The organism is Endothiovibrio diazotrophicus, from assembly GCF_054657215.1.
The window spans coordinates 1-22,794 of the sequence record NZ_BAAHXB010000047.1 but is presented as its reverse complement, the minus strand read 5'-3'; the positions used below and the strand labels follow the sequence as shown (position 1 = coordinate 22,794).

General features: G+C 65.2%; 22 protein-coding genes. 8 read left to right on the top strand and 14 right to left on the bottom strand.

All coding sequences use genetic code 11. From position 1 onward, the window contains the following. Positions 1–136: 136 nt before the first annotated feature. Entirely contained in the window at positions 137–1,573 is a 1,437-nt protein-coding gene (sbcB, locus tag ACYQ2W_RS13035) for an exodeoxyribonuclease I (RefSeq protein WP_459867634.1), read from the top strand. A gap of 246 nt (positions 1,574–1,819) precedes the next feature. Continuing rightward, positions 1,820–3,490, top strand: coding sequence for a methyl-accepting chemotaxis protein (locus ACYQ2W_RS13030; RefSeq protein ID WP_459867631.1), 1,671 nt, complete (start codon positions 1,820–1,822; stop codon positions 3,488–3,490). Between the two features lie 60 nt (positions 3,491–3,550). On the opposite strand, the gene ACYQ2W_RS13025 is transcribed toward ACYQ2W_RS13030, so the two are convergent. After that, a complete protein-coding gene (locus ACYQ2W_RS13025; RefSeq protein WP_459867628.1) occupies positions 3,551–4,162 on the bottom strand; it encodes a YiiX/YebB-like N1pC/P60 family cysteine hydrolase in 612 nt (203 codons plus the stop codon). 323 nt (positions 4,163–4,485) lie between these two features. Here ACYQ2W_RS13025 and ACYQ2W_RS13020 point away from each other — a divergent pair, with 323 nt between their 5' ends. The 4 genes from ACYQ2W_RS13020 (at position 4,486) to ACYQ2W_RS13005 (ending at position 9,256) form a co-directional block, all read left to right on the top strand. Further along, positions 4,486–6,594: an SUMF1/EgtB/PvdO family nonheme iron enzyme gene (locus tag ACYQ2W_RS13020; RefSeq protein WP_459867625.1), complete on the top strand. Its 2,109-nt coding sequence runs from the start codon at positions 4,486–4,488 to the stop codon at positions 6,592–6,594. A gap of 149 nt (positions 6,595–6,743) precedes the next feature. Then, positions 6,744–8,552 carry an ABC transporter ATP-binding protein gene (locus tag ACYQ2W_RS13015; protein WP_459867622.1) on the top strand — a complete coding sequence of 603 codons (1,809 nt, stop codon included), beginning with the start codon at positions 6,744–6,746 and terminating at the stop codon, positions 8,550–8,552. 26 nt (positions 8,553–8,578) lie between these two features. Next, entirely contained in the window at positions 8,579–9,088 is a 510-nt protein-coding gene (locus ACYQ2W_RS13010; protein ID WP_459867619.1) for a hypothetical protein, read from the top strand. Positions 9,089–9,130: 42 nt separating this feature from the next. Beyond that, a complete protein-coding gene (locus ACYQ2W_RS13005; RefSeq protein WP_459867616.1) occupies positions 9,131–9,256 on the top strand; it encodes a hypothetical protein in 126 nt (41 codons plus the stop codon). 244 nt (positions 9,257–9,500) lie between these two features. Here ACYQ2W_RS13005 and ACYQ2W_RS13000 read toward each other — a convergent pair whose 3' ends face one another. Further along, the gene (locus ACYQ2W_RS13000; protein WP_459867613.1) at positions 9,501–10,220 is read right to left on the bottom strand and encodes a DNA-binding transcriptional response regulator; all 720 of its coding nucleotides are present in this window, start codon (positions 10,218–10,220) and stop codon (positions 9,501–9,503) included. 110 nt (positions 10,221–10,330) lie between these two features. On the opposite strand from ACYQ2W_RS13000, the gene cqsA reads away from it, so the two are divergent. Further along, positions 10,331–11,656, top strand: a complete 1,326-nt coding sequence (gene cqsA / locus ACYQ2W_RS12995; RefSeq protein ID WP_459867610.1) for an alpha-hydroxyketone-type quorum-sensing autoinducer synthase — start codon at positions 10,331–10,333, stop codon at positions 11,654–11,656. A gap of 33 nt (positions 11,657–11,689) precedes the next feature. Here cqsA and ACYQ2W_RS12990 read toward each other — a convergent pair whose 3' ends face one another. Further along, a complete protein-coding gene (locus ACYQ2W_RS12990; RefSeq protein ID WP_459867607.1) occupies positions 11,690–13,003 on the bottom strand; it encodes a sensor histidine kinase in 1,314 nt (437 codons plus the stop codon). A gap of 150 nt (positions 13,004–13,153) precedes the next feature. On the opposite strand from ACYQ2W_RS12990, the gene ACYQ2W_RS12985 reads away from it, so the two are divergent. Further along, positions 13,154–13,573 carry a hypothetical protein gene (locus ACYQ2W_RS12985; RefSeq protein WP_459867604.1) on the top strand — a complete coding sequence of 140 codons (420 nt, stop codon included), beginning with the start codon at positions 13,154–13,156 and terminating at the stop codon, positions 13,571–13,573. A gap of 27 nt (positions 13,574–13,600) precedes the next feature. Here the strand turns inward: ACYQ2W_RS12985 and ACYQ2W_RS12980 are convergent, their stop codons facing one another. The 11 genes from ACYQ2W_RS12980 to ACYQ2W_RS12930 form a co-directional block, all read right to left on the bottom strand. Further along, a complete protein-coding gene (locus tag ACYQ2W_RS12980; RefSeq protein WP_459867601.1) occupies positions 13,601–13,849 on the bottom strand; it encodes a hypothetical protein in 249 nt (82 codons plus the stop codon). A 52-nt stretch (positions 13,850–13,901) separates the two neighbouring features. After that, the gene (locus ACYQ2W_RS12975; protein ID WP_459867598.1) at positions 13,902–14,714 is read right to left on the bottom strand and encodes a response regulator; all 813 of its coding nucleotides are present in this window, start codon (positions 14,712–14,714) and stop codon (positions 13,902–13,904) included. A 129-nt stretch (positions 14,715–14,843) separates the two neighbouring features. Then, the gene (locus ACYQ2W_RS12970) at positions 14,844–15,260 is read right to left on the bottom strand and encodes a hypothetical protein (RefSeq protein WP_459867595.1); all 417 of its coding nucleotides are present in this window, start codon (positions 15,258–15,260) and stop codon (positions 14,844–14,846) included. Between the two features lie 13 nt (positions 15,261–15,273). Continuing rightward, positions 15,274–16,263 carry a DNA polymerase III subunit delta' gene (locus ACYQ2W_RS12965; protein WP_459867592.1) on the bottom strand — a complete coding sequence of 330 codons (990 nt, stop codon included), beginning with the start codon at positions 16,261–16,263 and terminating at the stop codon, positions 15,274–15,276. 145 nt (positions 16,264–16,408) lie between these two features. After that, positions 16,409–17,038: a dTMP kinase gene (gene tmk / locus ACYQ2W_RS12960; RefSeq protein WP_459867589.1), complete on the bottom strand. Its 630-nt coding sequence runs from the start codon at positions 17,036–17,038 to the stop codon at positions 16,409–16,411. An 11-nt stretch (positions 17,039–17,049) separates the two neighbouring features. Beyond that, positions 17,050–17,301: a DUF7706 family protein gene (locus ACYQ2W_RS12955; RefSeq protein ID WP_459867586.1), complete on the bottom strand. Its 252-nt coding sequence runs from the start codon at positions 17,299–17,301 to the stop codon at positions 17,050–17,052. 235 nt (positions 17,302–17,536) lie between these two features. Further along, a complete protein-coding gene (mltG, locus tag ACYQ2W_RS12950) occupies positions 17,537–18,604 on the bottom strand; it encodes an endolytic transglycosylase MltG (RefSeq protein WP_459867583.1) in 1,068 nt (355 codons plus the stop codon). Between the two features lie 6 nt (positions 18,605–18,610). After that, a complete protein-coding gene (gene pabC, locus ACYQ2W_RS12945; protein WP_459867580.1) occupies positions 18,611–19,447 on the bottom strand; it encodes an aminodeoxychorismate lyase in 837 nt (278 codons plus the stop codon). Between the two features lie 360 nt (positions 19,448–19,807). Then, a complete protein-coding gene (locus ACYQ2W_RS12940) occupies positions 19,808–20,449 on the bottom strand; it encodes a DUF47 domain-containing protein (RefSeq protein WP_459867577.1) in 642 nt (213 codons plus the stop codon). 12 nt (positions 20,450–20,461) lie between these two features. Then, positions 20,462–21,493 (bottom strand): inorganic phosphate transporter, encoded by a 1,032-nt coding sequence (locus ACYQ2W_RS12935; RefSeq protein WP_459867574.1) that lies wholly within the window; start codon positions 21,491–21,493, stop codon positions 20,462–20,464. A 308-nt stretch (positions 21,494–21,801) separates the two neighbouring features. Beyond that, on the bottom strand, positions 21,802–22,611 hold the full coding sequence (locus ACYQ2W_RS12930; protein WP_459867571.1) for a site-specific integrase: 810 nt from the start codon (positions 22,609–22,611) through the stop codon (positions 21,802–21,804). Between the last annotated feature and the right edge of the window lie 183 nt (positions 22,612–22,794).

Genomic DNA, 22,794 nt, shown 5'->3' with positions numbered 1-22,794 from the left:
CTTCATTCGTTCGACACGGCGCCCACGGGGCGCCGTGTCGAACGGAGACACTCCCCGAACGGTGTGCTCCCCCGTGGTCGCCCCTACCCCGCTCCACGGGTAAAATGCCGACAGCATTCAACCCGTGGAGCGAACCTTGCCCAACACCCTCTATTGGCACGACTACGAGACCTTCGGCACCGATCCGCGTTGCGACCGCCCGGTACAGTTCGCCGGCATCCGCACCGACGAGGCGCTCAACGAGATCGGCGAGCCACTGGAGGTGTTCGCCCGCCCCGCCGCCGACCTGCTGCCCCACCCCGGCGCCTGCCTGATCACCCACATCACCCCGCGCATCGCCTGGGAGAAGGGGCTCCCCGAGGCGGAGTTCATCGAACGCATCCGCCGCGAACTGGCCGCGCCCGGCACCTGCGGCGTCGGCTACAACTCGATCCGCTTCGACGACGAATTCACCCGCTACACCCTCTACCGCAACCTCCACGACCCCTACGCCCGCGAATGGCGCGACGGCAACTCGCGCTGGGACATCATCGACATGGTGCGCGCCGCCCACGACCTGCGCCCCGACGGCATCGAGTGGCCGAAGAACGAGAAGGGGCGCACCAGCTTCCGCCTGGAGCTGCTCACCGCCGCCAACGGCATCGGCCACGAACAGGCCCACGATGCGGTCTCCGACGTGCGCGCGACGATCGCCCTGGCGCGCCTGCTGAAGGAGCGCAAGCCGCGCCTCTACGACTACTGCTACAAACTGCGCCACAAGGGCGAGGTGATGAAACTGGTCGACCCGCGCGCGATGGGCGTGCTGGTCCACACCTCGCGCATGTACTCCAGCGACTTCGGCTGCACCACCCTCACCGCGACGCTCGCCGCCCACCCGGTCAACCGCAACTCGGCGATCGTCTACGACCTGCGCGTCGACCCCACGCCGCTGCTCGGTCTCGACGCCGCGGCGATCCGCGAACGGCTGTTCACCGCCGGCGACGACCTCCCCGAAGGCGTCGAGCGGATCCCGCTGAAGGAACTCCACTTCAACAAGAGCCCGGTGGTCGCCCCGGCCAAGACCCTCGACCCGGCCGCCGCCGAGCGGCTCGGCATCGACCTCGACGCCTGCCGCCGCCACTGGAAGGCGCTGCACGACGAACCGGGGCTGGCGGAGAAGATCCGCGAGGTGTTCGCCGGCCGTGAATTCCCCGCCGATTCCGACCCCGACCACGCCCTCTACGGCGGCGGCTTCTTCAGCGACGACGACCGCGCCCGCATGGAGGAGGTCCACACCCTGCGACCGGAGGAGCTGGTCGGCCGCGACTGGCCCTTCGACGACCGGCGGCTGCCCGAGATGCTCTTCCGCTACCGTGCCCGCAACTGGCCGGAGACCCTCACCGAGGAGGAGCAGGCGCGCTGGAGCGAATACTGCCATCGCCGCCTGACCGACCCCGAGGGCGGCGCCAACATCACCCTGGAGCGCTACGGCGAAGAGATCGACCGGCTGCGCATGGAAGAGACGCGCAGCGAGGAGGAGCTGGCGATCCTCGACGAGCTGGAGCAGTGGGGCGAGATGGTGCTGGGCGGGTGACGGCAGGAACGCCGCAACGCCGACCGGCATCCCCAACGCCGCACCCATCCGCCTCCCGCCACGGCGTGTTGAAATAGGAAGCGCACCGAGCATCCGAATACGACATACGCTCTGTCATCGATTTCCTACGCGGCCTAAGAAAAAATGCGCAACTGTGGGCTATTATTGTTCGTCACGCACCGATAACGGTCGGGCAGTGGTGCAACCCTCTTCCCAATAACAACGCAAGACGAAGACCGACAATCCATGATCACGAACTCATTGAACCGGCAACTGGCCATCATCCTGGCAGGCTTGGGAATCGGCGCGACCGCCGTGCTGTTCCTCTACCTCTACACCGCCAACCACAGCGCCGCCCTCGGCGATGCGCGGGAGATCGGCATGGGCCTGATCAACCGATCCGCCCAGATGTTCATGGTCTCCACCAAGCGCTTCCATGACGAGCTCACCGCCGCCGGCAGCGAAGAGGAGAAGAACCGGATCCGCGCGGATTGGACCCGCACCATCTTCGCGGTGGACCAGGCGGTGATCCACGACTTCGGCGCGGGGCTCGCCCGGGTCCGCCTGATCGGCGACCGGGAGATCACCGGCCACGCGCCGCTGGGCGCCGACAACACCCGCATCGAGACCCCCTTCGAGCGCGAGGCCCTGCGCCAGGTCTCTGCGGGCAGCGCCAGCGTCGAGCGCCAGGAGGGGGGGATGCTGCGCACCGCGATCCCGCTCAACGCCAACCTCCACCCCGGCTGCGCCGAGTGCCACCAGAAACCGGTGGGAGAATCCAACGTGCTGGGCTCCCTCAACGTCTACGTGCCGTTGGAGAAGACCTTCGCCGACGCCAAGCGCGAGAGCATCACCGCCACCCTGATCAGCGCCGCCACCGTGGTGGCGCTGGTGCTCACCCTGTGGTGGTTCATGTACCGCCGGGTGCTCGCGCCGATCCACCACCTGACCACCGCCACCGAGGCCCTGGCCAGCGGCGAGGGGGACCTCACCCGTCGCCTGCAGCACAACGGCAACGATGAGATCGGCCGGCTCGCGAGCAATTTCGACCGCCTGCTGGACAAGCTCCACAACACCTTCCGCGACGTCGCCCGGATCAGTTCGATGTTGAAGGAGTCCACCGGCGAACTGCTGATCGCCCGCGAACAGGCCACCGACAACATCCGCCGGCAGAGCCGCGACACCGAGCAGGTAGCGGCGGCGGTCAACCAGATGACCGCCACCACCCAGGAGGTCACCCGCTCCGCCAACTCCGCCGCCGAGGTGGCCCGCGGCGCGGATCAGGAGGCCCGCGACGGCACCAGCGTGGTCCGCCAGGCGATCGACGCCATCGGCAACCTGGCCCAGCAGATGGGCAATACCTCCGAGGTGATCAACCAGTTGGAGCAGAACAGCGAGAACATCGACGCGATCCTCGACGTCATTCGCAACATCGCCGACCAGACCAACCTGTTGGCGCTGAACGCCGCCATCGAGGCGGCCCGCGCCGGCGACCAGGGGCGCGGCTTCGCGGTGGTCGCCGACGAGGTGCGCACCCTGGCGCAGCGCACCCAGAGCTCCACCGAAGAGATCCAGAAGATGATCGAGCAGTTGCAGAACACCGCCCGCGACGCGGTGTCGGCGATGGAACAGGGGCAGGCGCAGACCAACGCCAGCGTGGAGTACGCCACCGCCGCCGGCGACACCCTCGAATCGATCACCCGGGCGGTCGCCAGCATCACCCAGATGAACGCCCAGATCGCCCACGCCATGGACGAGCAGCAGAAGACCGCCGAGAGCATCAACGCCAGCATCTCCAGCATCAGCACCGCCGCGGACCAGGCGGCCAGCGCCTCCGAGCAGGCCGGCGCCGCCTCCGCGCAGGTGGCCGAGCGCGCCGAGGAGCTCAACCGGGCGATCGGCGGCTTCCGCCTGTGATGCATCTGCTCGTGTAGGGACCTCGGAGACGGGGGACAGGCGACGCCGGTCCCCCGTTTTTCATATCCCGTTCGAGAACACCTTGGTGAGCTGCGTGGCCTCGGACAGATGTCGCGGGGTGATCATCCAGCGTTCCAGCGGCGGGTCGCCGCCCTCGTATTTTTCGATGGTCTCCCGATAAGGCCGCCAGTTCAGGCTCCCCAGCTGAACCAACGCGCCCAACGGCTGACCGGTGGCGTCCCGATAGGCCTTGTAGACCAGCTCCGAGCAATAGATGAAATCGTCGTCCAGATCGTATTTGTAGTCGTAGGGGAGACCGAGATACTGCTCGCTCATCGCCAGAAAGGAGGGGATCTGTTTCCGATAGTCCGCCTTCAGGCGAAATACGGAAAAGCGGGCCGCCCTTCCCTGGAGGATCCAGCGGTAGAGCGGCGTATCGCGCACCACCGGCCCGGCCTCCCGCACGTACCAGCCGTCCGCCTTGCGGACGATCATCCCGCAGTGGGAATACAACGAATTCGACGCCCCCTCGATGGCCTCGACCAGATCGACCTTCGGCAGGGACTGGAAAACGACATCCCCCGCCTCCGGCCGGTACTGCAGATACCAGTAGAACGGGATCAGGTAGAAATAGCCCGCGACGAGGGCCGCACCCAACAACAACGCGGACAACCGAACCCTCGCCCAGCGGGTATCCGGAAAAAATCTCAATTCTGCTCTCCCTACGTTCAAGATCGAGCGACTGCCGCGCACCCCGCCGATCATCTGTGACCCGTATCGCCCGCCGCCCCTCCGGGCAGGGGCCTGATACCCCGACAATCCTCCCGTAGATTCCCCGTCGGATCCACCGCTTGACGGGGTCGCATGGGTGACGTCAGTATCTTCCCTTCACGTCATTGTTGACACGCCAATCGATTCGCTTGCATTGGTCACCGATCCGCCGCGGGGACAGATCAGAAGATGCGGGCGAGCATGTAATACGGATGCAACCAAGGATGAACGCGACGATCACCGCCCATCGGCTCATCTCTTCCCTGCTGTTGATCGCCTTCGCCGCTCTCCCCTATTCCGTCGAGGCGGATCCGGTGCAATGGCGAGCGGAGGACGGCGGCAACAATCACTGGTACGACGTCATCTTTCTGCCGTATACGGCCGGTGATGCCGAATACCACGCGACCGAATACGACGCCCTTCGGGGCGCCAGGCAGCTCGCCACCATCACCTCCGCCGCGGAGCAGAACTTCGTCGAACACCTGCCGGCGCTGGTCGAGTGTAGGAACGACCCCCAGTGCCAAGCGCAGCAGTGGCAGGGCGTGTGGATCGGTGGAGAGCGCTCCTGGTCGCGCGAGACGTGGCAATGGATGAACGGCGAGTGGTTCGAATACACCAACTGGCGGGCAGGCGAGCCCAACGATCATGGGGGCAACGAGTCGTGCATCACCCTCTATTTCGACGGCCTGTGGAACGATCAGGACTGCTCCGCGGAGGTGGGTGGATTCGTCGTCGAGTACCTCGACAGCGCCTCCGTCCCGGTTCGCTGGGAGAGCTCCGAGGGAGGGAATGGCCACTGGTATCAGATCGTCACCGACAACTCGCGGCTGCTGTGGGTCGAGGCGCGCGACGCGGCGGCGGCAATGACCTGGGAGGGAATGAGCGGACACCTCGCCGTTCCGTCCAGCCGCGAGGAGGCCGACTTCATCCAGGGGGTGAAGCGGAGTTGGTACAACCAGACCATAGCCACCTACTCGACCAGGGCATTGGTGAACATGAGCGCTTTCCATTTGTGGCTCGGCGGGCGCTACGACGCGCGGGACACGCTCTCCTGGGTGGATGGTTCCCAATCCACGTTCCGAGACTGGTGCTCGGAACGGCTGATCGCAGTCGACCACTACCTGACCAACGTCCAGCTACACACCACCGCGAACGACGGGGTGTGCTGGATGATCAGCGATCCGGGATTCATGGAATCACCCATCCAAGGGTTCCTGGTGGAGTATGAGCCGGCACCGGCGGCCGAGGCCCCATCCACCGTACCCTCCCCGCTATGCGCTTCCATGGATTCGAGCCTGACCCTGAGGATTCCTTGCATCGAGGTCTCCGGCACCCGTTTCTCGGGAACCCTGCTGGCGGAATCACCCTCCGACTCGACGGGTGTGCGCTGGCGTGTCGGCGATGTCGAGATCACCGAAGAGGGCGCCGACGGCTGTGGCGAATTCGACGCCTCCGGGCGCATCGCCCTGCCCTGCGTCAACCACGCCGATCGAGACTACGTCGCGGAGCTCTCCCCGGTCGACGGGCCGGAGCCGCGTTGGGAGCTCTCCGCGGCGGCGCCAACGGCGACCGACGATGAACCTTTGCCGCTAGCGGATTTCCCCGGCAAGGAGGTGACCGACGTCCTCGGGATGGAGTTCGTCGTCATCCCCGGAGGGAGCTTCATGATGGGCAGCCCGGAAGGCGAGGCGGGCAGAAATGGGAACGAGGGTCCCCAACACCGCGTATCGGTACCGGGATTCCTGCTGATGACCACCGAAGTGACCGCGCGCCAATGGGCCACCCTGACGGGTTCCTTCTCCCCCCACCCCTACTGTTTTCTCTGCCCGTACGGCGATGGGGACTGGAACGACGTCCAGCGGTTCATCCGCCAGCTCAATGAACGCACGGGAGGCCGCTTTCGCCTGCCGACGGAGGCGGAGTGGGAGTATGCGGCACGCGCGGGTAGCTCGACCCCCTATTGGTGGGGGGCCTCCCGTACGGGGATCGAGGCATACGCCAACGACTGCGACGCGGATTGCCAGACGCAGACGGCCAGCACCGACGACGACTATTCACAAGCCGCGGCGGTGGGGTCGCTGGCGCCAAACGGCTGGGGTCTGTACGACATGGCCGGAAGCGTCTGGGAACTCGTCCAGGACTGCTGGCACGACGACTACGGCGACGCGCCGGGCGATGGGAGTGCATGGGAGGAAACCGCATGCGAGTCGAGCGTCTATCGCGGCGGCTCCGCTTTCAGCGAGGACATGCGCTCGTCGGTGCGAATGCGCGAGGCACAGGAGATCTTGCGGGTGAGGATCGATCTGGGATTTCGCCTGGCGATGGATCTGTGAACACCGATCACCGGCCCGCACCGGCCCCCGTAGCGACCCCATCGCCATCCCGACACCCTCGCCACCTCGCTCGTTATCGATAAGGGCAACCGGAATAACCTGCGGATCAGCGAAATACGAGGCGCACACCGTTCGGGTAAAATGGATGGATGTTCCCCGCCCACTCGAATGACGCCGCCCCCACCCCCTACCGCTGGCGCCGGATCGTGCGCCTGGTGCTGGACCACCGCCGGCCGCTGGTCACCGCCCACCTGGTCGCCATCCTCGGCGTCGCCTGCGCGGTGCCGGTGCCGCTGCTGATGCCGATGCTGGTGGACGAGGTGCTGCTCCACCAGCCGGGGCGGGTGACCGCGGTGACCGACGCCCTCTTCCCCCCCGCGTGGCACGGGCCGGTGCTCTACATCGTCGCCGTGCTCTTCGTCACCCTGTTCCTGCGCCTCTCCGCGCTGGGGCTCACCGTCTACCAGTCGCGCCAGTTCGCGCGCATCTCCAAGGAGATCACCTACCGCATCCGGCTGCGCCTGCTGGAACACCTCAAGCGGGTGTCGATGGCGGAGTACGAGACCCTCGGCTCGGGGGCGGTCACCTCGCACTTCGTCACCGACGTCGACACCGTCGACAACTTCCTCGGCCAGACCCTGAGCAAGTTCCTGGTGGCGTTGCTGAGTATCTGCGGCACCGCCGGGGTGCTGCTGTGGCTGCACTGGCAACTGGCGCTCTTCATCCTCTTCCTCAACCCCCTGGTGGTCTACATCACGGTCGCCCTCGGGCGGCGCACCAAGCGGCTGAAGAAGCGCGAGAACAGCGCCTTCGAACTGTTCCAGGAGGCCCTCGGCGAGACCCTGGAGGCGATCCAGCAGGTACGCGCCGCCAACCGCGAAGGCTTCTACCTCGGACGGGTCGCCGAGCGTGCCCGCGACATCCGCGACCGCTCCATCGCCTACGCCTGGAAGAGCGAGGCGGCCGGACGGCTCTCGTTCGCCGCCTTCCTCTTCGGCTTCGACACCTTCCGCGCCCTGAGCATGCTGATGGTGCTCTTCTCCAACCTCTCGGTGGGCGAGATGTTCGCGGTCTTCGGCTACCTCTGGTTCATGATGGGACCGGTGCAGGAGGTGCTCAACATCCAGTACGCCTACGCCGCCGCCGACGGCGCCCTCAACCGCATCAACCGGCTGATCGCGCTGCACCGCGAGCCCCACTACCCCCACCAGGTGGACCCCTTTGCCGACAAGCGCACCGTGGCGGTGGAGCTGGAGGCGATCCGCTTCGCCTACGGCGACGGACCGCCGGTGCTGGACGGGGTGAGCCTGCGGATCCGCCCGGGTGAGAAGGTGGCCCTGGTGGGGGCCAGCGGCGGCGGCAAGACCACCCTGGTGCAGGTCCTCCTCGGCCTCTATCCGCCCGTCTCGGGACGGGTGCTGTTCGACGGCGTGGCGGTGGAGTCCATCGGCATGGAGGTGGTGCGCGACAACGTCGCCACCGTGCTCCAGCACCCGGCGCTGTTCAACGACACCGTGCGTGCCAACCTGGCGATGGGCCGCGAGGTGGAAGAGGCGGCGCTATGGCAAGCGCTGGAGGTAGCCCAATTGGCGGAGTTCATCCGCGAGCAGCCCATCGGCCTCGACGCCCTGGTGGGACGTCACGGGGTACGCCTCTCCGGCGGCCAGCGCCAGCGGCTGGCGGTGGCGCGGATGGTGCTAACCGATCCCAAGGTGGTGATCCTCGACGAGGCCACCTCGGCCCTCGACACCGCCACCGAGGGCCGGCTCCACGCGGCGCTGCAGCGCTTCCTGGAGGGGCGCACCACGATCATCATCGCCCACCGCCTGAGCGCGGTGAAGCAGGCCGACCGGGTCTACGTCTTTGACGCCGGGCAGATCATCGAAGAGGGGGCCCACGACGAGCTGGTGGAGAGCGGCGGGCTCTACGCCCGCCTCTACGGCAAGGTGCAGGAATAGATGCCCCCCCGTCGCGGTGAGCTGGAATGGACCTGAAAACCGCGCTCGATGGATGGAATGGCAAAGACACCGCGACTTTGGCATCACTCTATGAAGAGATGGCCGGCGACGCGCGACTCTTCTCCCGACTGGCGGACTCGATCGAAAGGGGTGGTACGGTTCAGATCGCCGCCACTTGGCTGATCAAGCACCACATCGAACAAGGCCACGCGCCCTCACCAGCCGAGTCACGTGAGCTGCTCGGACGTAGCGAGGCATTGGACCCGTGGCAGTCGCGTTTGCACCTCTTGCAGATGATCGAGCACCTCTCCCTCGACGAGGTGGAACAGCGACCGTTGGAGCACTTCATTCGCCAAGCCCTCGCCGATCGCAACAAGTTCGTCCGCGCCTGGGCCTACCACGCCTTCCACCACCTCGCCCGCCGTTTCCCCGCCTACCGCCGCGAGGCGCTGCAACTGGAGGAGATGGCGCTGCGCGACGAGCCGCCGGCGGTGAAGGCGCGGGTGCGCCGGTTGCGGCGGCTCGGCTTCGACTGAGCGACGATTCGCGAGGAGGCGGGACACCCCTTCGACCCGGAGGTGGTGGAGTCCTTCTTCGCCGTGGAGGGGGCATGCCGGGCGATCCACGACAAATATCGCGACCCTTACCCGGCCAAGGTGCTGTCGGTGGAGGGACGGATCCAGGGGATGCCGCAGGCCGATTGAGAGCCGGTGCCCTCGCTCGACCACGGCGCGCGCAGCGCACCGTGCAGGGCGGGACCGCCCGCAGCGTCAAACCCGGTTCCACAGCGGGGGGGGAGCCGTAGGTCGGCGATACTTCGCCGACGGGAACGGGGGCAGCGGAGCATGAACGTCGCCACCCGTTCCGAGCGCGCCCCATCCCGGTCAGAAAAACGGACACGAGCGTTACCGTCGCTGCCCCCGTTTACGTCGGCGCGGTAGCGCCGACCTACGCCACCAGCCACCACCGTCCGAAGGCCTCGGTCTCCCCCTCGTCGGTCACCGCGCCCCCGGGCGGCTCGCCTCCCACGCGCAAGTCCCACCGCCCGCCCCCCTCGTCGACCAGCAGGAACCCTCCGCCATCCCGGAACAGATAGTGCTCCACACAGCCGTGCCGACGCGCCAGTCCATCCAGTAGCTCGGCGATCTCGGGCGACGACAGAAGCCCCTCGGCATCCGTCGCCACCGCCTTCCCCCATTCGATGAAATAGCGCCTCGACAACACGGCCACCGCCTCCTCCAGACGGTCGAGAAAGCGGGGATCGTGCTTGGCGATGAAACAGTCCACCACCCCCTCGCGCAACGCCTCCTCGACACACCCGACGTCGCTCATCCCGCTGTAGAGGATGCGCCGCGCCGGATGATCGCCGAACCCGCGGATCAGCTCGATCCCGGTCAGCCCGGAGAGCCCGTAGTCGACCAGCATCACCGAGACGACCGAGTGCCGCGCGGGGTCCCGGGGATTGCCGAACACTTCGGGAGAGGTTTCTGCGCCGCCCAGGGGACGCCCTCCCGCCAGCGCCTCGTGTGCCTTGCGCTGGGTGTCACAGGCAACAAACCGGTAATCGTCGCCCAAGGCTGCCTCCAGACCGAACAACAGCCCCTGTTCGTCATCCACCGCGACCAGGGTGGAAGGGTAATACCACGGGGGAACAAGCCAATCGCTCATCCGATTATCCTCCGGACAAATGGGGAAATCACATTATGTAGCCACAATAACGACATCAATATTTTTCTATGACTCAGACATTCCATGCATCAGGTGTAGGAATTTTCTGATTGGCGATAAAATGGACTGCCCCCGTACAAACGTACGGGCGAGCGCAAGAGAAATCTCTCAATGACACAGGCTACGAGGAGCAAGATCATGCCCGATATTTCCGCAAAAAAAAGGACCTGAGCACAACCTCCCCCCGCTGGCTCTCCCAACGAGTCCAGCACCACTACCGCGACCGGATGGCCAACGACTGGGGCGGCCGCCACATCCTCCGGGGAAAGGCCCCGAATACCGGCAGCGTACTGCTGATGAGCAACGACTATCTCGGGCTCTCCGGAGATCCGAGGATCGCCGACGCGCAAACCCGTTTTCTGAAAGAGAACGGCTGCGAAGTCATGATGTCATCCCTATTTTTCAGCGTGGAAAACCACCAATGGACGCTGGAACAGGAGCTGGCCGAATTCATCGGATATGAATCGACCATCGTCACGCAATCGGGATACACCGCCAACCTGGGACTCATCCAGTCGATCGCCGACGAGAACACCCCGGTATATATCGATCAGCTGGCGCACCGCTCACTCTACGAGGGAATCCTCAGTGCTCGTGCGACTCCACACCTGTTTCGGCATAACACTCCATCGCACCTGATAAAGCAGATCGAGCGATACGGGCCGGGGGTCGTGGTGGTCGACTCGATATACAGCACCAATGGCAGCATCTGCCCTTTGAAGGAGATCGTTCCGGCTGCCCATCTGCGCGACTGCGTCGTCGTGGTCGACGAGTCGCACTCTCTCGGTACCCACGGAGAGAGCGGCGAAGGGCTGGTCGCCTCCCTGGGGCTCGGCGGGATGGTCCATTTCATAACCGCCAGCCTCGCCAAGGCCTTCTGCGGAAGGGCGGGGCTCATCGCCTGCTCTGGCGAACACTCCGACTATCTCCGCTTCGAGGCCCTTCCATTGATCTTCAGCTCCGCCCTGCTCCCCCATGAAGTGGAAGGGCTACGCGAAACGCTGAAAATCATCCGCGAAGAGCATTGGAGAAGGAGAAAAATCGCCCGCCACGCGGATCGTCTGCGCAACGTATTGGCAAACGAAGGGTACGACCTCTGCGGGTCGGAGTCGCAAATCATCTCCATCGAGGCGGGAAGCGAAGCGTCGGTCATTCATCTTCGAGACGAATTCGAAAAGGATGGCCTGTTCGGCGCCCCCTTCATGTACCCCGCAACCGCGAAGAAGCGCGCTCTGCTCCGGATGTCCCTTCACGCGAACCTGTCGGACCTCGACATTGAAAGGGTGATCAGAACCGGCAAACGAATTGCCAACCACGCAGCGTTTCCCATTCGAGCGCTTCAGAGTTCCATCAAAAATCAGCAAATAGCCATATAGCCCACCCTATCGGTACAGGGATGTACCCTACCATCAACCACCTACATCCTTGCGTGCCGGAAAAAGAAGAACAAACTCCGTATACTCCCCCACCACCGACACACACTTGATTCTCCCTCCCACGCTCTCCATCGCCATTTTCGAGAATGACAAGCCAACCCCGGCATTGGCAGTGGTACGACCATCCGAATAGAACCATGTAAATATCTGCTTCATGCGATCTTCGGATATTCCGCACCCATTATCGCGAACAACAATACGATTCCATTCATCATCCGCCTTACTACTCAACACAACCTCCCCTCCCCCATTCGAATTTGCAGCATTCGCGTAGTAGATGGCGTTCTTCATGAGATTATATAAGACATGAACCACCAACACTCCGGAACCATGAAAATAAAAATCTTCGATTATTCCACGACGGACCATGCCCCTCTGGGAATCCGACTTATAAGGGAAGCCTGAAATTGCCCGCTCAATACATTGACTCGCCTGATGCACCCCCTCGTCGCTAATTTGTTGCGCCCGATGATTGACGTTCATCAACATCATATCGATAATCGTAAACGAATCATCCACCTGCCTATCCGCCGACTCAATCGAAGCCGACACTCTCGACACACACAACTGCCCATCTTCGTTGCCGTGTCGCGCCCTCCACTCAAAGGAAGAGATCCCTTTCTTGGCGGCCTTTAACTGCATCTTGATCGCTAACAGCGGGCTTCTCAGCTCATGCGCAATCGTTGCACCAACTTTAAAATAGAGCCCTCGCTTTGACTCATTGACCAGTTCTTTAGTGTAATTTGACGCTACTGCTCCAACCACAGCAAATAGATAAATAGGAACATGCTCACCAATAAAATAAGTTCCTTCCGGAGGACCATATGTTACATAAAAAACAACATATGCCAAAACACTACCAAAAACAAACTGTATCAACATAATTACCCAGTCAAAAACCAACAATGCCAAAAACACTGCCGCCATGGTAGACATGAGCCAAACATCATTCCCACTATTTCCCAACAACATAAAAACAAAAAAGAAAGGAAAAACATAAAGGGTCGCAACATACCAATAATATGGCAGATATCGCCTCATCCATTCAGGCCAGAACTTGAGAAGCACCACCCCCAGACTAAACAACATACCAACCAGCCTTAAGAAAAAATTTTCGTAAGGCTGTGGAAACAGATCGTGCCATATCCAGTAATACAGCGGAAAACCGATCAGCGCAAACACACCCATCCCCGACATGCTCGGTGTGATATACCGAATATCTCGATTAAAACGATCGGTCAACGACTTGTAGATCGACGTTACTGACTTAACCAGATTCAACGCCACACACCCCCATACCACTATCACCTAACCCCGAAATGAGTCCACGCACTCACTGCCCAAACGCTCGTCTACGCAGCCTTCTTCCTGTAGGGTACACGTTTGGTCTGACCAGCCAAACCACAGATAACCACCTCAACACTGAGCAGAACGACCATGACCAAACTCCAGGGAGAAGCCGCCGAAGGCCTCTGGTGGGACAGCGCACAGTTCGTCCACGATCTCTACAACCGCTTTCTCGCCCTCGAAGGGACGGCCCTCGCGCTGGAGCGCGATCTGTCCGAACTCGTCAACAAGGATGAAGCGGCCGCCCCACGGCGCGGGCCGCAAGTGGAGATGGACAGGGTCGCCAGGCAGATCGAGGTGATCATCCAGGAGACGCAACTCGCCCGGATGCTCACCAATCTCCATTGGGATCGGGTCGACGGCGGTCTCCAGGCGCCGGAACGACGCTGGGTGGGCAACGGCGGAAAGACCGTACAGCAGGCCAGGGAGCGTCTGGAGCGGGAGTTGGAGGAGATCGCCAACGGGCCGACATGGCCATACGCCGTGAATCAGGCGGGCATCAACAGGTAACGGATGCGATCGGGAACGATGCCGGCATCAGTGCTCGCCGCACTCCCCCTTGCGAAGGTATTTCGTCCCATCCACCAGATCGGGCAGGGTCTTCAGGATGTGCAGCAGGGCGAACAGGATGACGCCGTGGTGGACGCCGACCCGCAGATGCCCCAACGCCTCCAGCTCCCGCACCGCATCGGAGACCCCGGTGTAGAGAAACGCCAGCCCCACCAACAGGCTGACGTAGGGATTTTTCGCAAACCGGCCGCCACCTTCGATCAACGCTCGAATCATCCCTTTCACCCTATCCTCGACGCCACCGACAACCCTGATTGAAGCGCAGCCGTTACCGCCACTGATCGACCGCCAGCACCTGCTCCAGCATCTGGCGCACGGTGTTCGGCTCGAAGGGCTTGTCGCAGACCGCCGAGACCCCCGCCTGCTGCACCGCGGAGAGACGCCCCTCGTTGGCCTCACTGGTCACCATCATCACCGGCACGGTGGGCTGGGAACTCTCGTTGCGGATGTACTCCACCAGCTCCTTGCCGTCCATTTCCGGCATGTTGTAGTCGGTCACCACCAGGTCGAACATCTCCCGCTCGATCAGCGCCACCGCCTCGCGGCCGTTGGCCGCCTCTTCGAAACGCTCCAGCCCGAGGCTCTCCAGCACCCGGCGGACGAAACGGCGGGCCACCGCGCTGTCGTCCACCACCAGCACCCGCAGTTGCTCCAGCTCCATGTCGGAGAGCCGAAGCTCATGGGGATTGAGCAGCTCCAGGGTCGCCACCAGGGCGCGCTTGAGGTCCTCCACGCGGAACGGCTTGGGCAGCATCGCCACCGCGCCGGCCTGGCGGATCGGCTCCAGGTAGCGATAGCCGGTCTCGCTGGAGACGAGAATGAAGGCGACGTCCTTCAACCGCTCGTCGGCGCGCATCTTCAACACCAGTTGGGTGCCGGTGATGTCGGGCAGGTGCATGGCACTGAGCACCAGATCGGGCGGCGCGCTCTCCGCCATCGCCGCCAGTGCCGTCTCACCGTCGGCAAACCGCTCGGTATTGCGCACCCCCAGCTCCGCCAGTTCGGTAAGGATCAGCTTCGCCTGCGCATTGGAGGGCTCCACCAGATAGACGAAGAGTTCGGAAAGAGAGACCGCAAACATGGGGCAACACCTCGGCACATCAATGCAGGATTCGGGCTTTTTCCGAAAGCGTACTTTTGGTGGCGTTTCGATGCAACTCCATACTATTCCGATCACAATCCGGTCAAAGAAAGACGATGTCCGCCCCCGTCACTCCGCGAGCAGCCGCACCCGCAGCCGGCGCAGCGCCTCCGCCTCCACCGCGTCGGCGGTGAGCAGCAGCGAGTAGCGGCGGCGACCGGCGGCAAAGGGGACCGCCACCCAGCGGTGGTGGACCACCCCGCCGGCCAGCCGCCGCGCCGCCAGACGCTTGCCCCGGCCGTCGGTGAGCCGCCAGCGCCCCTCGCCCAGCCACTCGACGGCGGTCAGCGCGAAGGGGCCGCGACGCAACCCGTGACTGACCACCCAGTGGAGGGAAGCGGCGGCGGCGACCGGCAGCAGCAGCAGGCGCACCGACAACGGCAGTTGGGCGACGAACAGCGCCAGGAAGAGCAGCAGGGAGAGGAGCAGCGCGCCGCCGGTCAGCCAGCGCGAAGGGCGTAGCGGGAGAAGGAGGGCGCCGCTCACCGCCGCCCCCGCATCACGGGCGGGGCTCCCACGGGATCAACAGATCCTCCATCATCAGCTGGCGGTTGACCGGGGTCTCCACCAGCCGGGCGGCCTGCAGCAGCTGATCGTAGCGGCGGTAGAGCTGGCGCGTCTCCCAGCGCTCGCCGAGGGCGCGCAGGCGGGGGGTGAGGTCGCGGTTGACCACCGCCGACTCGCCATCGGCCATCTTCAGGCGGATCATGTCCATCACCCAGCCGGAGAGCCAGAACAGCGCGCTGCGCACGTCCCCCTTGGCCCACTCGGCGGCCAGCGCCAGCGGGTCGAGCCGCCCGGCCGCCAGCCGCTCCAGTCCCTCCAGCAAGCGTCCCCGGGTCTCCATCCGCCCCCCCTCGGCAAGATCGAGGGCGGTCAAAGGGGCGCCGTCGGCCAGCCCCAGCAGCAGTTCGGCCTCCCCGCCGGCGCCCCGCGCGGCGAGCCACGCCAGCGCCTCGGCCCGCTCCGGCCGGCCGAAGGCGACCACCTGGCAGCGGCTGCGCACCGTCGGCGGCAGCAGCACCGGCCGCTCCGCCACCAGGATCAGCACGCTGCCGCCGGTGGGTTCCTCCAGGGTCTTCAGCAGGCCGTTGGCGGCGTTGACGTTCATCCGCTCCGCCGGGGTGATCACCGCCACCTTGTAGCCGGCGTACTGGCTGCTCATGGTCAGGTAGGCGGCGAGCTCGCGGATCGGATCGATACGGATCTGCTTGCCCTCCTCCTCCGGCGCCACCCGCCGGAAGTCGGGGTGGCTCCCCGCCGCCATCAGCTTGCAGCCGCGGCACTTGCCACAGGCGCCGCCGCCGTCGCGCCGCGACTCGCAGAGCAGCGCCGCCGCCAGGGCGTCGGCGAAGCGGTTCTTGCCCAGCCCCGAAGGACCGGAGAGGAGCAGCGCGTGGGGCAGCGTGCCACCGCGCTCGCGCTCGGTGAGCTGGCGCCATTGGGCGGTCTGCCAGGGGAGGATGGGGGATTCTGGAGTGGGGATCATGGAGGGGAGGTTAAAGGCAAAAGGTCAAAGGTTAAAGGCGTGGGAGGCCTCAGCCAACGGTCGCGCCTCGTGGCCTCGCAACCTGCACCGGGATCGTCTCCGCCACCAAACGTTTTTCTCCCCGCTGCTGCGCACTCGGCGTTGATCAAGCGATCTCGGCGAAAGACTCCGCCAGCGCCCCTTCCACCCGGGCACTCACCTCCTCGATGGTGCGCGAGGCGTCGATGATACGGTAGCGCTCCGGGGCCGCTCCGGCGCGCTCGAGATAGGCGGCGCGGACCCGCTCGAAGAATTCCGCCTGCTCCTTCTCGAAGCGATCCGCCGCGCCACGTGCCCCGGCGCGGGCCAGTCCCACCTCCACCGGCAGATCGAAGAGCAGCACCAGATCGGGGCGGAAGTCCCCCTGCACCCACTGCTCCAGGGCGGCGATGTGCTCGAAGGGGATGCCACGACCGCCCCCCTGGTAGGCGAAGCTGGCGTCGGTGAAGCGATCGCAAAGGACCCACTTGCCCTCGGCAAGGGCCGGGCGGATCACCTTCTCCAGGTGCTGGGCGCGGGCGGCGAACATCATCAGCAGTTCGGCGTCGGAACTCATGCCGTCGTGGCGATGGCCGAGCAGCAGCTCGCGCAGCGCCTCCCCCAGCTCGGTCCCCCCCGGCTCGCGGGTGAGCACCACCTCGACGCCGCGCCCCTTCAGATAGCGCTCCACATGGGCCATCTGGGTCGACTTGCCGCCTCCCTCGGTGCCCTCGATGGTGATGAATCGACCGCCCACCCGAACCGTCCCTACTCGCCTTCGGGGGTCACCCCTGCCTCGCGCAGGGCGTCGCGGATCTCGCCGGCGAACTCCATCAGATCGGCGGCCTCCGCCTCGTCCACCGCCAGGGCGCGGGCGCAGTTCCAGTCGAGGGCGTGCATCAGGCGGGCGAGCAGCTGCGCCTTGGGGCGCGGCAGGTCCAACTCGATGCCGTCGATCAACTCGCAGGCCTCGCCGTCCGGCTCATGGTCGTGGTCGCAATCGTGGTCGTGGTCGCTCATTACGGCGCGCCTTCAGGGGATCGGGCCCCCATTGTCCGGAAAATCCCCACGCACCGCCACCCTTGCCGAGTTCCCGAGAGATGCACATAGTGCCATCAAGCGATATCGATCTTCGGCATCACTCTCCTCCAGGACGAACCGGAATGAGTGGCCATCGTAGCCGTGAGCCCGCTGTCTTCGTTCGCGTCGGCGCGGTGGCGCCGACCTACGGGGAGGCCGGGGAGGACACGCCCCGTCACTGGCCGAGCTGGTACTTGCGCACCGCCCGATTGTGCTCCCGCAGGGTGGCGGAGAAGTGGTGGCTGCCGTCACCCTTGGCGACGAAGTAGAGGGCATTGCCATCGGCGGGGTGAAGCACGGCGCGGATCGCCTCGCGGCCGGGCATGGCGATGGGGGTGGGGGGCAACCCCTTGCGGGTGTAGCTGTTGTAGGGGGTGTCGCGTTTCAGATCGCGGCGGCGGAGGTTGCCGTCGAAGGCGTCCCCCAGGCCGTAGATCACCGTCGGATCGGTCTGCAACAGCATCCCCTTGCGCAGGCGCCGGACGAAGACGCCGGCGATCTCCGGGCGTTCGGCGGCCCGGCCGGTCTCCTTCTCGACGATGGAGGCCAGGGTCAGCGCCTGGTAGGGACCCTGCAGCGGAAGCCCCGACTCCCGCCCCGCCCACTCCTCCGCGAGCACCTGCTCCATCCGTTCATAGGCGCGTCTCAGCACGGAGAGATCGCTCTCCCCCTTGGGAAAACGGTAGGTGTCGGGAAAGAAACGCCCCTCCGGGTGTTCGTCGGGATGGCCGAGACGCGTCATCACCTCGCCGCCGCCCATCCCGGCCAGCGAGTGTTCGAGCCGGTCCTCGGCCTCGATGGCGGCCATCACCTGGCGGAAACTCCACCCCTCCACCAGGGTGATGGCATACTCGATCGGCCGGCCCGCCACCAGCTTTTCCAGCAGCCCACGCGGGGTAACGCCCGGCTCCAGCCGGTACTCCCCCGCCTTGATCCGCCGCCCGTGGCCGCCGATCCGCGCCAGCAGGGTGAAGTAGCGGGGAGAACGCATCAGGCCGCGTCCTGCCAGTTCCCGGCCGAGGGCGGCGACCGAACGGCCGGGCTTCACCTCCAGCACCAGTGGCCGCGCGATGGCAAGGGGGGTTTCGGCGAAACGCTGGTAATCCCAGACGAACCAGCCGGCGATCAGCGCAGCACTAAACAACAGCACGCCGAGCAACCGAATCAGCACGGCGCCGAGGCGCAGTTTCGACGGTTGTGGAGCCTGCGGCTCCGGCGAAGGCGTTTCCGGGGAGCGATTCATGGGGCGCTACCGTACCACGCCAAGCGTCTCCAGTGCCCGCTGCAGGCGCCGGGTCAGCGGCCCCACGGCGAACCCCCGATCGTCCAGCCGGGCGACCGGCCAGATGCCGATCACGCTGTTGCTCAGGAAGAGCTCGTCGGCCGCCAGCAGCGCCTCCTCCTCCAGTTCCGCCTCGCGGCAGACGACGCCCAACGCCCCCGCCGCCGCCATCACCGCGCCGCGCATCACCCCCGCCACCCCGCAGTGGCGCAACGTCGGGGTGAACAACGCGCCGCCACGGACCATGAAGAGATTGCTCATCACCCCCTCGACGACCCGCCCCGCGGCATCGCGCATCAGCCCTTCGGCTATCGCGGGATCGTCCCATTCGGCGCGGGCCAGCACCTGCTCCAGGCGGTTGAGGTGCTTGATGCCGGCCAGCCGGGGGCTGCCGCCCAACGGCGTCTCGCACCCGCGAACGGCGACCCCCTCGCGCCACCACGCTTGCGGATAGTCGGGCCACGGATGGAGCGACACCACCCGCGTCGGCCGCGGCACCTCCGGCAGCCGATAGCCGCGGCCACCGACGCCACGGGTGACCACGATCTTCAACACCCCGCGCCCGACGCCCGCACACAACGCCGCCCCCTCCTCCGCCACCTCCGGCGGAAAGGGGATGGCCAATCGCCCACACCCCTCCCGCAACCGCGCCAGGTGCTCCGGCCACAGCTCCGCGCCACCGTCGCGCACCGCCACGGTCTCGAACAGCCCGTCGCCGTAGGCAAGGCCGCGGTCCTGCGCGGAAACGGTTGCGTCGGGCCGGCCGTTGACCAGCAGCGGGAACCCTCGAGCGTCGATCACCATCCATAACCTCGTCGTTTGTCGGAAAGCGGTGGGACGACGCCCCCGGGACGGGCCAAGTTCTGAAACATCCTCAGATTTTGCCTACCATTGACCGGAAAAACACCAATACCGATACCTGAAAAATTCTACGCCAATCACCTGAAATCCCCTGCATGGGGTGGAGGACTACACCGGCAACCGCGCGGAGCCGGCCGATTACTCCTCATCCGCGACCCCACGAGCATTGCCGTGATCACGATGGCGGGAAGCGTAGGAAACGGGACGCTGGAGCGTCCAGCGCTGCGTTGCCACGCTGGAGCGTGGGAACGATCAGAAACTCACCGCCAAACCACGCCTCCACCCCGAAAGCCGGCAGGTCGTTCAGGAGATCTTCACCACGATGTCGTGCAGGGTGTTGGCGGCGTCGGCGAGGCGGTCGGCGGCATTGGAGAGGTGGCGGTAGATCTCGCGGCGCTTCAGCATGTGCAGGTAATCCTCCCCCTGGAACAGCTCCACCAGGGCCTTGCGATAAAGTTTTTCCACCTTGCGTTCGGCCTTGCGTGCCCGATCGGCGCACGCCTCTGCCTCCACCGGGTTTTCATGCAGCACGGCGTAGCCATCGCGCAGGAACTGGCTGCCGGCATGCAGTTCGGCGGCCATCTTCCGGGTGAATTCATCCGGTGTCAGTTCGAGGGCATCCATCTCGTTGACCGTGCTCTTGCAGTAGTTCACCACATGGTCGAGGTGGGTGATGGCGCGGTAGAGGTCCTCGCGGTCGATCGGGGTGGAGAAGGCCTCGTTGAGCAGGTGGAGGTTGCGCACCTTGAGGACGTCAGCCTCGTGTTCGTCGGCCTTCACCGCCTCGCCCGCCTCACGGTCGCCATGCTCCATGTAGCGCGCCAGCAGCCCGACACTGTGGACCACCATCCCCGCCTGCTCGGCGAGCAAGGCGAAAAAGTCGGGGGTCTTGGGGAAGACGCGATCGACGATGCGCCGCCAGAGTGATTCGCGTTGGGCGTCCATGGTCGACCTCCTTCAGAGAATTAGCCCGATCGGCAGATAGAACAGAACCGCCACCAGTGCCGCCCCGGGGATGGTGATCACCCAGGTGGTGGCGATCTCACCCGCCTTGTTCCAGCGCACCGCCCGCGGCCGCTCCGAGGCGCCGATGCCCATGATCGACGAACCCACCACGTGGGTGGTGGAGACCGGCGCACCGAGCAGCGAGGCGGTGAGGATCACCCCCGCCGAGGTGAGCTGGGAGTCGAGGGCGTGCAGCGGCCGCACCTTGTAGATGGCGAAGCCGAGGGTGCGCACGATGCGCCAGCCGCCGGAGGCGATCCCCAGGGTCAGTGCGGTGGCACACGCCATCATCACCCACAGCGGGACGGCAAAGGTGTCGATGAAACCGCCCAGCAGCAGCACCAGGGTGAGGATGCCCATGCTCTTCTGGGCGTCGTTGGCGCCGTGGGCGAACGCGAGGCCGGCGGCGGTGACGAACTGACTGTGGCGCAACACCCCGTTGAAGCTGGGACGGGCGCCGCTCAGCAGGGCGCGGGCGAGACGGTGCAGGGCGAAGCCGAACCAGAAGCCGGCCAACGGCGAAAGGAACAGGGCGAGCAGCACCTTGGTGACGCCGGTGAGATGACCGTGGGCCAGCTCGGTGAAGCCCCAGGCAACGTGGTCCGCCCCCACCGCCATCACCACCGCCCCGGCCAGCCCGCCGACCAGGGCGTGGGAGGAGGAGGACGGGATGCCGCGCCACCAGGTGATGAGGTTCCAGGCGATGGCACCGAGCAGACCGGCGAGGAGCACCGCCAGCGCGGAGATCGGCGGCAGGTCGTCGAGGCGGACGAAACCACCGATAGTGTCGGCCACCGCGGTTCCGCCCAACAGCGGCCCGAGGAACTCGAACCCGGCGACGATCACCACCGCCTGTATCGGGGTCATGGCGCGCGAGGCGATCACCGTGGCGATGATGTTGGCGGCGTCGTGGAAACCGTTGGTGTAGTCGAAAATCAGGACGATGACGACGGCGGCCATCGCGAGCAGGAGTACGCTATCCATCGACGCTCTCCAAATTCCGCCTTGTACTATCAGTTTAGTCCGATTTTCTCATCAACCTCGTTACCGGGGATGAGGGCTCCCGTTACGGTGGCGGTTCGGGGCGAGCTGATTTTCAGGTCAAAGGCGAAAGGCAAAAGGTTAAAGGGCCTTCGTTCGGCGCCGCCCGCTCAACGATACCGCATTGACCGCAACGGCGGCCAGGAGCGGCACGGCCCCCCTCTTACCTTTGGCCTTCTACCTTTAACCTTTGACCTGATGAAACCGCTGCACCTCCTGTCGTCGGCCCTCCCGACCCTGCGGAGTGGCTTTCACGGCAACAGGGACGATGAATCCAGGTGTTCGGTGAGCGGATTGACGCGGGTCAGCGCCGCATGTTTGCGGATACGGCTGGCGATGGTGGAGCGCAGGATACGGCCGCCCTGCCGGGTGATCCACAGGGCGGGTTCGCGGCTGTCGATGAGCAGGCGGTGGCGGACCTCTATCCACCGATCGAGCCACTCCATGGTGACGCGGTCGACCAGCGTATGCTCCACCGATCCCCCCTTGGAACGGTAGCGCACCAGTCCCTCCGGGAAGATGGTGCAGAGTGGCGGCAAGGCCGGCGTGAACAGGTTGATGGCCACCACGCCGCCCATCCAGATACCGGTGAGATACATCACGCGCAGCAGGCTGCGGTCGCGCAGGTGCTCCGGGGTATCCGCGGGGATGCGTTCGAGCGACGCCAGGGTGCTGCGCGGGTAGTCGGGGCGGAGTTCGCCAAGCTCGACGCGAATCGGCGGAATCCGGTGCAGCGGGTTGTCGGCCTCGGCGATCAGCGAGCGCTCGACGGCATAGACGAAGACCAGACGGCTGATGCTGAGCAGGCGAGCGGCGCGGGCACGTTGTCCGCGGTCGCTCTCGATCACCCGGTCGAGCAGCCCGGCGACGTGATCGGGGGTCACCGCCGACCACTCGGAGAGGCCGCGCTCGGCGAAATATTCCACCAGGGTCTGGGTATCCCGCTGATAGATCTCCCGGGAGCAGCGGGAGAGCCGCTGGTTGTTCTTCGAGTGGAGGAATTGTCGAATGAAGGTATCGAAAGGCGTCTCGCTGAGTGCGCCGTCTTCGCTGTGGTCCATGGACGGGTTCCCTTTTTCCTTGTCACGTAAATAGGCCGGTCGCGGCCTGGCCCTGCCTCTTACCCACAAATCGGCCATCAGTGAGTCGCTGGGCGGTCAGCCGCAAGGCGCGCGCTCGCAGGGGTAGTCAACCTACCTCAAGAGAGCGAAACGCAGCGGATGGCCGCCCAGCGACTCACCCGA

Excerpts from the sequence above, each read along its gene's own strand:
- mltG (WP_459867583.1), bottom strand. The coding sequence starts at position 18,604 with ATGAATCGCTCCCCGGAAACGCCTTCGCCGGAGCCGCAGGCTCCACAA.
- ACYQ2W_RS13010 (WP_459867619.1), top strand. The coding sequence starts at position 8,579 with ATGGACCTGAAAACCGCGCTCGATGGATGGAATGGCAAAGACACCGCG.
- ACYQ2W_RS12930 (WP_459867571.1), bottom strand. The coding sequence starts at position 22,611 with ATGGACCACAGCGAAGACGGCGCACTCAGCGAGACGCCTTTCGATACC.
- ACYQ2W_RS13020 (WP_459867625.1), top strand. The coding sequence starts at position 4,486 with ATGAACGCGACGATCACCGCCCATCGGCTCATCTCTTCCCTGCTGTTG.
- ACYQ2W_RS12940 (WP_459867577.1), bottom strand. The coding sequence starts at position 20,449 with ATGGACGCCCAACGCGAATCACTCTGGCGGCGCATCGTCGATCGCGTC.
- ACYQ2W_RS12965 (WP_459867592.1), bottom strand. The coding sequence starts at position 16,263 with ATGATCCCCACTCCAGAATCCCCCATCCTCCCCTGGCAGACCGCCCAA.
- ACYQ2W_RS12975 (WP_459867598.1), bottom strand. The coding sequence starts at position 14,714 with ATGTTTGCGGTCTCTCTTTCCGAACTCTTCGTCTATCTGGTGGAGCCC.
- ACYQ2W_RS12955 (WP_459867586.1), bottom strand. The coding sequence starts at position 17,301 with ATGAGCGACCACGACCACGATTGCGACCACGACCATGAGCCGGACGGC.
- ACYQ2W_RS13000 (WP_459867613.1), bottom strand. The coding sequence starts at position 10,220 with ATGAGCGATTGGCTTGTTCCCCCGTGGTATTACCCTTCCACCCTGGTC.
- ACYQ2W_RS12935 (WP_459867574.1), bottom strand. The coding sequence starts at position 21,493 with ATGGATAGCGTACTCCTGCTCGCGATGGCCGCCGTCGTCATCGTCCTG.
- ACYQ2W_RS12980 (WP_459867601.1), bottom strand. The coding sequence starts at position 13,849 with ATGATTCGAGCGTTGATCGAAGGTGGCGGCCGGTTTGCGAAAAATCCC.
- ACYQ2W_RS13015 (WP_459867622.1), top strand. The coding sequence starts at position 6,744 with ATGTTCCCCGCCCACTCGAATGACGCCGCCCCCACCCCCTACCGCTGG.
- pabC (WP_459867580.1), bottom strand. The coding sequence starts at position 19,447 with ATGGTGATCGACGCTCGAGGGTTCCCGCTGCTGGTCAACGGCCGGCCC.
- ACYQ2W_RS13030 (WP_459867631.1), top strand. The coding sequence starts at position 1,820 with ATGATCACGAACTCATTGAACCGGCAACTGGCCATCATCCTGGCAGGC.
- ACYQ2W_RS12985 (WP_459867604.1), top strand. The coding sequence starts at position 13,154 with ATGACCAAACTCCAGGGAGAAGCCGCCGAAGGCCTCTGGTGGGACAGC.